Source organism: Streptomyces sp. adm13(2018), assembly GCF_008042145.1.
Classification (GTDB): domain Bacteria; phylum Actinomycetota; class Actinomycetes; order Streptomycetales; family Streptomycetaceae; genus Streptomyces.
On the sequence record NZ_RDBH01000141.1, the window covers coordinates 1,062,906 to 1,075,248 of the forward strand.

Annotated in this window: 9 protein-coding genes; 7 read left to right on the forward strand and 2 right to left on the reverse strand. The window is 71.1% G+C overall.

Annotated features, from left to right (window positions below; translation table 11 throughout):
- The first annotated feature begins 368 nt into the window (after positions 1–368).
- Both EAO70_RS33005 and EAO70_RS33010 read left to right on the forward strand, forming a co-directional pair.
- Complete coding sequence (locus EAO70_RS33005) at positions 369–713, forward strand: WXG100 family type VII secretion target (protein ID WP_148006422.1); 345 nt, start codon at positions 369–371, stop codon at positions 711–713.
- 49 nt (positions 714–762) lie between these two features.
- Entirely contained in the window at positions 763–1,050 is a 288-nt protein-coding gene (locus EAO70_RS33010; RefSeq protein ID WP_148006423.1) for a WXG100 family type VII secretion target, read from the forward strand.
- Positions 1,051–1,116: 66 nt separating this feature from the next.
- On the opposite strand, the gene EAO70_RS33015 is transcribed toward EAO70_RS33010, so the two are convergent.
- Together EAO70_RS33015 and eccCa are read right to left on the reverse strand one after the other, a co-directional pair.
- The gene (locus EAO70_RS33015; RefSeq protein WP_148006424.1) at positions 1,117–1,410 is read right to left on the reverse strand and encodes a DUF397 domain-containing protein; all 294 of its coding nucleotides are present in this window, start codon (positions 1,408–1,410) and stop codon (positions 1,117–1,119) included.
- 132 nt (positions 1,411–1,542) lie between these two features.
- Positions 1,543–5,520, reverse strand: coding sequence for a type VII secretion protein EccCa (eccCa, locus tag EAO70_RS33020; RefSeq protein ID WP_148006425.1), 3,978 nt, complete (start codon positions 5,518–5,520; stop codon positions 1,543–1,545).
- A 183-nt stretch (positions 5,521–5,703) separates the two neighbouring features.
- On the opposite strand from eccCa, the gene eccD reads away from it, so the two are divergent.
- The 5 genes from eccD to dapB all read left to right on the forward strand — a co-directional run bounded on the left by eccD (position 5,704) and on the right by dapB (position 12,342).
- Positions 5,704–7,182, forward strand: coding sequence for a type VII secretion integral membrane protein EccD (gene eccD / locus EAO70_RS33025; RefSeq protein WP_148006426.1), 1,479 nt, complete (start codon positions 5,704–5,706; stop codon positions 7,180–7,182).
- A 205-nt stretch (positions 7,183–7,387) separates the two neighbouring features.
- The gene (rpsO, locus tag EAO70_RS33030; RefSeq protein ID WP_056565800.1) at positions 7,388–7,678 is read left to right on the forward strand and encodes a 30S ribosomal protein S15; all 291 of its coding nucleotides are present in this window, start codon (positions 7,388–7,390) and stop codon (positions 7,676–7,678) included.
- Positions 7,679–7,961: 283 nt separating this feature from the next.
- The gene (locus EAO70_RS33035; RefSeq protein WP_148006427.1) at positions 7,962–10,187 is read left to right on the forward strand and encodes a polyribonucleotide nucleotidyltransferase; all 2,226 of its coding nucleotides are present in this window, start codon (positions 7,962–7,964) and stop codon (positions 10,185–10,187) included.
- Positions 10,184–11,563, forward strand: coding sequence for a M16 family metallopeptidase (locus EAO70_RS33040; protein WP_148006428.1), 1,380 nt, complete (start codon positions 10,184–10,186; stop codon positions 11,561–11,563). Before EAO70_RS33035 ends, EAO70_RS33040 begins: the two co-directional genes overlap by 4 nt.
- Before the next feature lie 26 nt (positions 11,564–11,589).
- Positions 11,590–12,342, forward strand: a complete 753-nt coding sequence (gene dapB, locus EAO70_RS33045) for a 4-hydroxy-tetrahydrodipicolinate reductase (RefSeq protein ID WP_148006429.1) — start codon at positions 11,590–11,592, stop codon at positions 12,340–12,342.
- Position 12,343: the final 1 nt, after the last annotated feature.

Consider the following 12,343-nt stretch of genomic DNA (forward strand, 5'->3'; position numbering starts at 1 on the left):
GCGCCCGCCCCGGCCGCCGGCCCCCGAGCCGGCCCGTCTGGCGCTGTCGGAGACGCCCCAGGAGCGCTCCGAACGGCTCGCCACCTACACGTTGGGGATCGGTGTCGTCCTGGTGGCCGTGGTCGCCGGGACCGCCGTCGTGATCCGCGACAGCCGCCGCGGAAGAGGGGTCCGTTGACCGGCGTGTCGGCCAAGTATCCCGACCCCGCTTTGCAGTTGGAACTGCCGCCGTCAATGGCTAAAGTGACCGCGGGGCGCACGGCAGTGCGATCCCAGCACGGGGGCGGCATCAGAAGATTCCCGTCCGCATCACGACCGGATGGCCCGACGGCCCCGCCGTCGACGTCACCGAAGGAAGAAGGGGCAAGATGTCGAAAGACCTGAACGTAACCAGTGCCGAACAAGTCAAGCTCGCCGGCCGGATCCAGGACTTCTCGGACGAGCTCCAGTCCCGCATCACCTCTCTCAACAGTGTGGTGGACCGCGTCCAGGCGGGCTGGCAGGGTGCTGCGAGCAAGGAGTACGACCGGGTCCAGAACGACCTGAACCAGCGCCTGCGCAGCATGCGCCAGGAGCTCGCGAACCTCGAAGAGATGATGCGCATGAGCGCCGACGGGTTCTCGCGCGAGGAGGAGGACCGCCTGCGGTCCTTCCGTTCGATGGACACCAGTGGCGGTTCCGGCGGCAACTCGAGCGCCATCCTCGGCGTCTGAGCCACTCGACCAGTCCACCGGGCCACTTCTCACTCCAGGAGTCAACACCATGACCACTGCGGTCAATTACGACACCGTGACGCAGGCGGCGGCCGACACCCGGCTGACCTCCACCACCCTCACCCAGAAGCTGGACGACCTCATGGCCGAGGTCAACCGCGTCGCCGGCAACTGGGAGGGTGAGGCGAAGATCGCGTACCGCGAGACCCAGGACCGCCTGACCCGCGACATGGCCGGCATGAACCAGGACCTGGCGCGCATCGCCCAGCTCCTCGACGAGTCGGTCATCGGCTACCAGGACACCGACCGCGGCAACGCCGCCCGGTTCCGCATGTGACACCAGGCACGCACGCGTGAGGGGGTGGCCCGTACGACGGGCCACCCCCTCACGCGTGTCCGCGGCTCAGCGCAGGTCGAACTCGCCGGCCCTGGCCCCGAGGACGAACGCGTCCCACTCGGCCTTCGTGTACCGCAGCACCGTGTCCTTGTCGAGGGACGAACGCATCGCCACGGCCCCCTCGGGCAGCTTCGCGATCTCCACCCGCTCCTCGTCCGGGTTCGTCCCGGGAGCGCCCTCCCACACGGCGTCCGAGATGTCGAGCGCGTACAGCTCGTCCTTCTGGCGCTGCTTCTCGGCGGCCGCGGCCGCCGCGGCGGCGCCCTCGGCGCCGGTCGTGCTCGTGTCTGCCTCGGTCATCGGCGCGTTCCCTTTCGCGGTGGTACGGCGGTCCCACCCACAGTAGTCGGACCGCCGCGGCCGGACGGCGGGAATCCACCCGCCGGTCCGGCCCGCTCCGTCAGCGCCGCTCTGTCCGTCGGTGCCGCGCCATCAGTGCTGCTCGGGCAGCCAGCCGAGCTGCACCAGCGGCGTACCCCGCTTGCGGGACACGAACGTGCCCCGGCCCGGCGGCATCGGCCGCGCGCGGACACCGCCCAGGATGTCGCCCTCCTGCGGGTCGCCGGAGAGTATGACGCCCTGCGCGCCCAGCTCCTTCACCCGCTGCATGAACGGCTCGTACATCGCCCGGGAGGCGCCACCGGCGCTGCGCGCCACGATGAACCGGATGCCGACATCCCGCGCGAACGGCAGGTTCTCCACCAGGACCGCCAGCGGGTTCCCCGAGTTGGTGGCCACCAGCTCGAAGTCGTCCACCAGGACGAACAGTTGCGGACCCGTCCACCAGCTGCGGTCCCGCAGCTGCTGTGGGGTGATGTCGGGCTTGGGCGCCCGCTTCGTCATCACCGTGTTGATCGCGTCCATGTGCATCTGCATGGCCGAGGCCATCGGCGCGTACTCCAGGAGGTGCGAGGGCGCGACCGCCTCCAGCATCGTCCGCCGGTAGTCGCCGACCACGATCCGCGCCTGCTCGGGCGTGTACCGCTCGCACAGCTGCTTGGCGATGAGCCGGAGCAGCGCCGTCTTGCCGGACTCGCTCTCGCCGAACACCATGAAGAACGGGTCCGTCTCGAAGTCGACGAACACCGGCTCCAGGTTCGTCTCGTCGATGCCGATCGCGATGCCGTGCTGCGGGTACTCGAAGCCCTTCGGCAGCCGGTCGGCCGGCAGCTTGCGCGGCAGCAGCCGCACCTCCGGGGCCGGCGCGCCGGCCCACGAGGCCTGCACGGACCGTACGAACGCCGCCGTGCCGTCCGACAGGTCGGCCGCCGAACTCGATCCGTCGATCCGCGGCAGCGCGCCCATGAAGTGCAGCTTCTCCGGCACCTGGCCGCGGCCCGGCACACCGGCCGGCACGTTCGCCGCGACCTTGCGGTCGAACTCGGAGTCCATGACGTCACCGAGTCGCAGTTCGAGCCGGCCCAGCATCTGGTCCTTGAGCGCCGCCCGCACCTCCATGTAACGGGCGGCGGTGATCACCACGTGGATGCCGTACCCGAGACCGCGCGCCGCGATGTCGGACACGACCGGCTCCAGCGTGTCGTAGTCGTTGCGGAAACCGCCCCAGCCGTCCACGACCAGGAAGACGTCGCCCCAGGCCTCGCCGGGCAGTTCGCCCGCGGCCCGCTTGCGCCGGTAGGTCGCGATCGAGTCGATGGAGTGCGAGCGGAAGAACTCCTCACGCCGGTTCAGCACGCCCACCACCTCGGCGATCGTCCGTCGCACCCGCTCCGGGTCCAGCCGGGACGCCACGCCGCCGACGTGCGGCAGGTCGGCCAGCGACACCATGCCGCCGCCACCGAAGTCCAGGCAGTAGAACTGCACCTCCGCCGGCGTGTGGGTGAGCGCGAACGAGGAGACGAGCGTCCGCATCATCGTCGACTTGCCGGACTGCGGACCGCCGACCACCATCATGTGGCCCGCCGCCCCCGAGAAGTCCCGGTACAGCACCTCGCGCCGCTGCTCGAAGGGCTTGTCGATGAGACCGAGCGGCACCGTGAGCCCGCCCTGGCGCGTGTACTCGGTCGCCGTCAGCCCCCGGTCCGCGGTCTGCGCCAGGCCCGGCAGCAGCTGGTCGAGCGACGGCGCCTGGTCCAGCGGCGGCAGCCACACCTGGTGCGCGGGCACTCCCTGGCCCTCCAGCCGGCGCACGATCACGTCGAGGACCGTGTCCGCGAGCGCGTCGTCCTCCTCCGCCCGCCGCTGCGTCAGGTACGCCGGGTCCGGCGCCGCGTACACCACCGGCACGGGCGCGGCCGTGAACAGCGCGGGACGCCGCTCCACCGGCATGTGCCCGACCTCCAGGCGCGGCCCGCCCGTCCGGTAGGTGCCCGAGACGTACGCCGCCTTGAAACGGGTCATCTCGTCCGTACCGAACTTCAGATAGCCCGAGCCGGGCACCGAGGGCAGGTGGTACGCGTCCGGCACGCCGATCGCGGTCCGCGACTCCGCCGCGGAGAAGGTCCGCAGACCGATCCGGTACGAGAGGTACGTGTCCAGGCCGCGGAGCTTGCCCTCCTCCAGACGCTGCGAGGCGAGCAGCAGGTGCACACCCAGGGACCGGCCGATCCGGCCGATCTGGATGAACATGTCGATGAAGTCCGGCTTGGCGGTGAGGAGTTCGGAGAACTCGTCGATCACCAGGACCAGCGAGGCCAGCGGCTCCAGCGGGGCGCCCGCCGCCCGCGCCTTCTCGTAGTCGTGGATGTTGGCGTAGTTGCCCGCGGACCGCAGCAGCTCCTGACGCCGCTGCAGCTCGCCGCGGATGGCGTCGCCCATGCGGTCGACGAGCGTCAGGTCGTCGGACAGGTTGGTGATGACCGCCGCCACGTGCGGCATCTGCGACATGCCCGCGAAGGTCGCGCCGCCCTTGAAGTCCGCGAGGACGAAGTTCAGCGTCTCCGAGGAGTGCGTCACCGCGAGACCCAGCACCAGCGTCCGCAGCAGCTCCGACTTGCCGGAACCCGTGGCGCCCACGCACAGGCCGTGCGGCCCCATGCCCTCCTGCGCGGCCTCCTTCAGGTCGAGCATGACCGGCTGGCCGTCCTCGCCCACACCGATCGGGACGCGCAGCCGCTCGGCCACCGAACGCGGCCGCCAGGTCCGCGCCACGTCCACCGACGCCGCGTCGCCCAGGCTCAGCAGATCCGTGAAGTCCAGATTCGCGAGCAGCGGCTCGTCGTCGTCCCCGCCGCCCATCCGCAGCGGCGCCAGCTGACGGGCCAGCGCCTCCGCCGCCGGCAGCGAGATGCCGTCCGGCAGACCCTCGTACGCGAAACCGCCCCCCGACTCCAGCCGCAGCCGACCCGGCCGCACGACCACCGAGAGACCACCGCGCGGCTCGTCGAGGTCACCGGAGACGACCTCCACGATCGTCACGCCCTGAAGACCCTCGGCCGCCGCGAGCAGCGAGTCCGGCGGCACCATCCCGCCGCGGGTGGAGTGGGAGTCCAGCACCACGACCACGTGCGGCTGGTCGAGCACCGGCTGGTTGTCCCGGGAGAACCGCGGACGCCCGTCCAGCTTCGAGCGCATCAACTGCTCGACCTCGGTGAGGTCGTCGCCGAACAGCCGCTTCGTCCCGGCCCCGTCGTAGCCGTTGGGCTGACCCGACACCTGCGTGTGCGGCAGCCACTTCGTCCAGTCCCACCGGTCCTGCGCCGAACGGGCCGCGATCACGGCCAGCATCAGGTCGTCGGGGGAGTGCAGCGTCACCAGCTGCGCCACCAGGGCACGCGCCGCCGCCTGCGCCGACTCGGGCTCACCGGACACCGTCACGTGGTAGAACGCCCGCATCGAGACCGCCATCGGCAGCCCGTCCAGGGTGCCGTGCACCGCGAGGAACTGCTGCATCGCACCCGCGCACAGCGGCTCCAGCTCGTCCACCGGCGCGGTGTCCGGGGCCACCAGCGGCGTCGCCAGCTGCTGCGCCCCGAGACCTATCCGCGCCTGCCCGAAGTCGTGGTCGCCGACCCGGCGCTCCCACACCCGCGAACCCTCGGCCACCACCGACCACAACTGCTCGGGCGCCGGGTGCAGATACAGCTGAGCGTCCCGCTGCTTGTGCGCCGTGCGCCGCACCGTACGCCGGGTCTGCGCGAGGTATTTGAGGTAGTCGCGGCGGACATCTGACATTTGCCCCTGCGTACCGCGACGGAATCTCACGAACTGGGCGACGGCCATCGCGACCGTCGAGGCGAGCATCAGCGTGCCCATGATCCGCATGATCGGCGACGGCGTCATGAAGAAGAACACCACCGAGGAACCCATGCCGAGCATCGGCAGGAGCTGCATCAGCGCCGAGTCCTGCTGTCCCCGCGGGAGTTCCGGCGGAGACTCCAGGACCAGTTCCCCACCGGGCACTTCCGGCGGAAGAGACCTCGGCGGGCGTTTGACGACGATCTGGCTCACCGGCGCATCAATCCCTCGTTGGAGGTGGGCTCGTGGCGGGAGCAGCCGCCCGGCACCCCTGTCGGCAGCCGGGCACACGGACTTCCCCCATGGGACGGCGATCCTACTTGCAGCCCTCACCCGCCGTCCCCGGTAGGGTGGCGCGCGCATCGTGCGCAACCGCGAATCAGGGGGTCCAGACACGTGAGTACGACCGCAGCGACCGGTTTCTGCCGCGTCACCGTCGTGGCGCCGGACAGCCGCATCGACGTCGCGCTCCCCGAGGACATCGCCGTCGCCGACGTCTACCCGGAGATCCTGCGCCTCACCGGCCAGACGCAGGCGGCCGGTACGCCCACGGGCTACCACCTGGTCCGCCGGGACGGCTCCGTCCTCGACGGGTCCCGCACCCTCGCCGCCCAACAGGTCCTCGACGGCGAGGTGCTCTCCCTGCGCCCGTTCGCCCAGTCGCTCCCGCCGGCCGTCTACGACGACGTGTCCGACGCCGTCGCCTCCGCCGTCACCCGCGACCGGCACCTGTGGAGCGACGAACTGCTCCGCGGCGCCGGACTCCTCGGCGGCGTGCTGCTCCTCGTCCTCATGGGCTTCGTGCTCTGGTTCGCGGACCCCGTCCGGCACGACATGCACAGCCTCCCCGGAATCATCGCGGGCGCCGCCGGCCTCCTCCTCACCGCCTTCGCCGGCGTCCGCGCCCGCGTGTACGGCGACCGGGCCACCGCCGTCGCCCTCGGCCTCGGCGCGCTGCCGCTGCTGCTCATCGCCGGCTCCGGCATCGTCGGCCCCGACCCCGGCCAGGGACCCGGCCGCCTCCAGTTCCTGCTCGGCTGCGTCACCGTCCTCGTCGCCTCCGTGGCGCTCGTCGCGCTCACCCCCAGCGGAGACGCCCCCTTCGTCGCCGCCACCTTCCTGGCCACCGTCGGCACCCTCGCCACCTTCACGGCGATCCTCACCGAGTCCACCGCCACCGAGACGGCCGCCGTCTGCGCCCCCGTCTCCATCGGCCTCGTCGCCTTCCTGCCCGGCCTCTCCGCCCGCTTCGCCCGGCTCCCCATCGGCTACGCCGCCCCCCGCAGCGCCGCCGACGAGGAGTTCCACGCCGACCCGCAGCAGCCGGCCGGCGACGACCCGCAGCCCGTCGACGGCGAGCGCATCGCGCTCCAGGCCCGCCGCGGCCACGAGATGCTCCTCGGCCTGGTCGGCGGCTGCGCCGCGGTCGTCGTCGGCTCCGCCGCCGTCCTCGGCTTCGCCGGAAACGTCTGGGGCCAGCTCCTCGCCCTCGCCGCCGGCCTGGCGATGCTGCTGCGCGCCCGCCTCTTCCGCTACACCTCGCAGGTCGTCTGCGTCCTCGTCGCCGGCATCGCGGCCATCGCGCTCCTCGTCCTCGGCCTCTCCCTCAACCCGCCGGCCGACCTGGTCAGGGACCTCCTCCTCTACGGCGACCGCGGCGGCCTCGACATCCGCACCATCTGGCTCACCGCCTCCGTCGCCGCCGGAGCCGCGCTGATCACCGCGATCGGCCTGATCATCCCGAGGAAGGGACTCTCCCCCTTCTGGGGCCGCCTCCTCGACCTCGCGGAGGGCTTCGTCCTCCTCTCCCTCGTCCCGCTCTGCCTCGCCGTCCTCGACGTCTTCTCCACGGTCCGCTCCCTGACCAGCAAGTAAGGGACCGATCCGGGAGCGCTCCGGGACCGATCCGGGAGCGCTCCGGCGAGCTGGTAGGCTGTGTGACGGCCGTTTGTGTACGCGCTCCCGGAATCCTCTGGAAGCTGCGCCCATCGGACCTTCGCCTGCCGAGTCACGGAAGCTTCCCCTGAGACCTAGACCAGGGGCACTCGCGGGCGCACGAACACCTCAAGAGGAGATCCGCGTGGCTCTCGACGCCGCTGTCAAGAAGCAGATCATGACCGAGTTCGGCACCAAGGAGGGCGACACCGGCTCTCCCGAGGTCCAGGTCGCGATGCTGTCCCGTCGCATCTCGGACCTGACCGAGCACCTCAAGCAGCACAAGCACGACCACCACTCCCGTCGTGGCCTGCTGATCCTGGTCGGCCAGCGCCGCCGCCTCCTGCAGTACCTGGCCAAGAAGGACATCCAGCGCTTCCGTGCGCTGGTCGACCGCCTCGGCATCCGCCGCGGTGCGGCCGGCGGCGCCAAGTAAGCAGGTGACGAGGGAGCGGTTCCCCCTTTCAGGGGGCCGCTCCCTTTGCTGTACGTGCACAAAGTGCGCATCGGCCCGTAGGCTGGTCGCACCAACCCATGACGACGAGCGAGGAGCCGCCGGCTCGCCGCCGGTCCTCGGTAGTGGCCCCCGGGAACGACTCCCCGGGTGCTTCGATCGAAGACCGGCCCGCACCCGAGGCGCGCTCCTCCGCCCCCGTCGTACACCGTCCCCGGCCACACGGGCCCCGGACGCAAAGACGAACACGTAGGAGAAACCACTAGTGGAGAACGAGACCCACTACGCCGAGGCCGTCATCGACAACGGCACCTTCGGCACCCGCACCATCCGTTTCGAGACCGGCCGTCTGGCCAAGCAGGCCGCCGGCTCCGCCGTCGCCTACCTGGACGACGACACCATGGTCCTTTCGGCGACCACCGCCTCGAAGCGACCCAAGGACCAGCTCGACTTCTTCCCCCTCACGGTGGACGTCGAGGAGCGGCAGTACGCGGCCGGCAAGATCCCCGGCTCGTTCTTCCGCCGCGAGGGCCGCCCCTCCGAGGACGCGATCCTCACCTGCCGTCTGATCGACCGCCCGCTGCGCCCCTCCTTCAAGAAGGGCCTGCGCAACGAGATCCAGATCGTCGAGACGATCATGGCGCTCAACCCCGACCACCTGTACGACGTGGTCGCGATCAACGCCGCCTCCGCCTCCACGATCCTGGCGGGCCTGCCCTTCTCCGGCCCGATCGGCGCCACCCGCGTCGCCCTGATCAAGGGCCAGTGGGTCGCGTTCCCGACGCACACCGAGCTCGAGGACGCCGTCTTCGACATGGTCGTCGCCGGTCGCGTCCTGGAGGACGGCGACGTCGCGATCATGATGGTCGAGGCCGAGGCCACCGAGAAGACCATCGAGCTCGTCAAGGGCGGCGCCGAGGCGCCGACCGAAGAGGTCGTGGCCGCCGGTCTCGAGGCCGCGAAGCCCTTCATCAAGGCCCTCTGCAAGGCCCAGTCGGACCTCGCCGCCAAGGCCGCCAAGCCCACCGGCGAGTTCCCGGTCTTCCTGGACTACCAGGACGACGTCCTGGAGGCCCTCACCTCCGCCGTCAAGGGCGAGCTCACCAAGGCGCTCACCATCGCCGGCAAGCAGGAGCGCGAGGCCGAGCTCGACCGCATCAAGGAGCTCGCCGCCGAGAAGCTCCTCCCGGCCTTCGAGGGCCGCGAGAAGGAGATCGGCGGGGCCTACCGCGCGCTGACCAAGAAGCTGGTCCGCGAGCGCGTCATCAAGGACAAGGTCCGCATCGACGGCCGTGGCCTCACCGACATCCGTACGCTCGCGGCCGAGGTCGAGGCCATCCCGCGCGTGCACGGCTCGGCGCTGTTCGAGCGTGGCGAGACCCAGATCCTGGGCGTCACCACCCTCAACATGCTCCGCATGGAGCAGCAGCTGGACACCCTCTCCCCGGTGACCCGCAAGCGCTACATGCACAACTACAACTTCCCGCCGTACTCCGTCGGCGAGACCGGCCGCGTGGGCTCGCCCAAGCGCCGCGAGATCGGCCACGGCGCCCTCGCCGAGCGCGCCATCGTGCCGGTCCTCCCGACCCGCGAGGAGTTCCCCTACGCGATCCGTCAGGTGTCCGAGGCCCTCGGCTCCAACGGCTCGACGTCGATGGGCTCGGTCTGCGCCTCCACCATGTCCCTGCTGAACGCCGGTGTGCCCCTCAAGGCCGCCGTCGCCGGTATCGCCATGGGTCTGATCTCCGAGGAGATCGACGGCAAGACGCACTACGTCGCCCTCACCGACATCCTCGGTGCGGAGGACGCCTTCGGCGACATGGACTTCAAGGTCGCCGGCACGAAGCAGTTCGTGACCGCGCTCCAGCTCGACACCAAGCTCGACGGCATCCCCGCCTCGGTCCTGGCCGCCGCGCTGAAGCAGGCCCGCGACGCGCGTCTGCACATCCTCGACGTGATGAACGAGGCGATCGACGTTCCGGACGAGATGTCCCCGAACGCGCCGCGCATCATCACCGTCAAGATCCCGACGGACAAGATCGGTGAGGTCATCGGCCCCAAGGGCAAGATGATCAACCAGATCCAGGAGGACACCGGCGCCGAGATCACGATCGAGGACGACGGCACCATCTACATCGGTGCCGCCGACGGCCCGGCCGCCGAGGCCGCCCGCGCCACGATCAACGGCATCGCCAACCCGACCATGCCGGAGGTCGGCGAGCGGTACCTGGGCACGGTCGTCAAGACCACCACCTTCGGTGCCTTCGTCTCCCTGCTCCCGGGCAAGGACGGCCTCCTGCACATCTCGCAGATCCGCAAGCTCGCCGGTGGCAAGCGCGTGGAGAACGTCGAGGACGTGCTCGCGATCGGCTCCAAGGTCCAGGTCGAGATCGCCGAGATCGACCAGCGCGGCAAGCTGTCCCTGATCCCCGTGATCGCGGACGGCGACAACGCCGACGCCGCCGACGACAAGGGCGACACCGACCAGTGACGTCCCGTAGTCCCCGCGCGACGGCCCGCCCCTCCTCGGAGGGGCGGGCCGTCGCCCGTACCCAAACGCTTCTCCCGGGCAGGGACGGCATCGGCACCGTCCGGCGCACCACCCTCCCCGGCGGCCTCCGCATCGTCACCGAGACCCTCCCCTCCGTGCGCTCCGCCACCTTCGGCATCTGGGCGCACGTCGGATCCCGCGACGAGACCCCGGCGCTCAACGGCGCCACCCACTACCTGGAGCACCTCCTCTTCAAGGGCACCCAGCAGCGGTCCGCCCTCGACATCTCCGCCGCGATCGACGCGGTCGGCGGCGAGATGAACGCCTTCACGGCGAAGGAGTACACCTGCTACTACGCCCGGGTCCTCGACACCGACCTCCCGCTGGCGATCGACGTCGTCTGCGACATGCTCACGGGCTCCCTCATCCTCGACGAGGACGTGGACGCCGAGCGCGGGGTGATCCTCGAAGAGATCGCGATGACCGAGGACGACCCCGGCGACGTCGTGCACGAGCTGTTCGCCCAGACCATGTTCGGCGACACCCCGCTGGGCCGCCCGGTCCTCGGCACCGTCGACACGGTCAACGGACTCAGCCGCGGCCAGATCGCCCGCTTCTACAAGAAGCACTACGACCCGACCCACCTGGTCGTGGCCGCCGCGGGCAACGTCGACCACGCCACGGTGGTACGCCAGGTCCGCCGCGCCTTCGAGAAGGCCGGCGCCCTCACCCGTACCGACGCCGTCCCCGTCGCCCCCCGCGACGGCCGGCGCACCCTGCGCGCGGGGGGCCGCGTCGAGCTGCTGAACCGCAAGACCGAGCAGGCCCACGTGGTCCTCGGCATGCCGGGTCTGGCGCGCACCGACGAGCGCCGCTGGGCCCTCGGCGTGCTGAACACCGCCCTCGGCGGCGGCATGTCCTCCCGCCTCTTCCAGGAGGTCCGCGAGAAGCGCGGCCTGGCCTACAGCGTGTACTCGTACACCTCGGGCTTCGCCGACTGCGGCCTCTTCGGGGTCTACGCGGGCTGCCGCCCGGGCCAGGTCCACGACGTCCTGAAGATCTGCCGGGACGAACTCCACAAGGCCGCCTCCGACGGCCTCACGGACGACGAGATCGCCCGCGCCGTCGGCCAGCTCTCCGGATCCACCGTCCTCGGCCTGGAGGACACCGGCGCCCTGATGAACCGCATCGGCAAGAGCGAGCTGTGCTGGGGCACCCAGATGTCGGTCGACGACATGCTGGACCGGATCGCGGCCGTCACCCCGGACGAGGTCCGCGAGGTCGCCCGCGATGTACTGGACCAGCGGCCCTCGCTCTCGGTGATCGGCCCGCTGAAGGACAAGCAGGCGGACCGCCTCCAGCAAGCGGTCTCCTGACCCACGAGTCCCACCTAAGGAACACAATGAGCAAGCTGCGCGTGGCCGTCCTCGGTGCACGGGGCCGCATCGGGTCCGAGGCGGTCAAGGCCGTCGAGGCCGCCGAGGACATGGAACTGGTCGCGGCCCTCGGCCGCGGCGACGAGCTGGAGCGCCTCGTCGAGGCGGACGCCCAGGTCGTCGTCGAGCTGACCACCCCGGCCTCGGTCATGGAGAACCTCGACTTCTGCGTGCGTCACGGGATGCACGCCGTCGTCGGCACCACCGGCTGGACCGAGGACCGCCTCGCGCAGCTGCGGACCTGGCTCGCCGCCTCCCCGGAGACCGGCGTCCTCATCGCTCCGAACTTCTCCCTCGGCGCGGTCCTCACGATGCGGTTCGCCCAGCTCGCGGCCCCGTACTTCGAGTCCGTCGAGGTCGTCGAACTGCACCACCCGCACAAGGTGGACGCCCCCTCCGGCACCGCGACCCGGACGGCCCAGCTGATCGCCGCCGCCCGCGCCGAGGCGGGCCTCGGCGCCCAGCCGGACGCCACCGCGACCGCCCTGGACGGGGCGCGCGGCGCCGACGTCGACGGCGTCCGCGTGCACGCCGTACGCCTCGCGGGCCTGCTGGCCCACCAGGAGGTGCTGCTCGGCGGCGAGGGGGAGACCCTGACGGTCCGCCACGACTCGCTCCACCACTCCAGCTTCATGCCGGGCATCCTGCTGGGCGCCCGCCGTGTCACCACCGCTCCGGGCCTCACCTTCGGCCTGGAGAACTTCCTGGACCTGGGCTGAC

What these genes read in the sequence shown, in the direction of transcription:
- EAO70_RS33005 (WP_148006422.1), top strand. Translation starts at nt 369, where the DNA reads ATGTCGAAAGACCTGAACGTAACCAGTGCCGAACAAGTCAAGCTCGCC.
- EAO70_RS33010 (WP_148006423.1), top strand. Translation starts at nt 763, where the DNA reads ATGACCACTGCGGTCAATTACGACACCGTGACGCAGGCGGCGGCCGAC.
- EAO70_RS33015 (WP_148006424.1), bottom strand. Translation starts at nt 1,410, where the DNA reads ATGACCGAGGCAGACACGAGCACGACCGGCGCCGAGGGCGCCGCCGCG.
- dapB (WP_148006429.1), top strand. Translation starts at nt 11,590, where the DNA reads ATGAGCAAGCTGCGCGTGGCCGTCCTCGGTGCACGGGGCCGCATCGGG.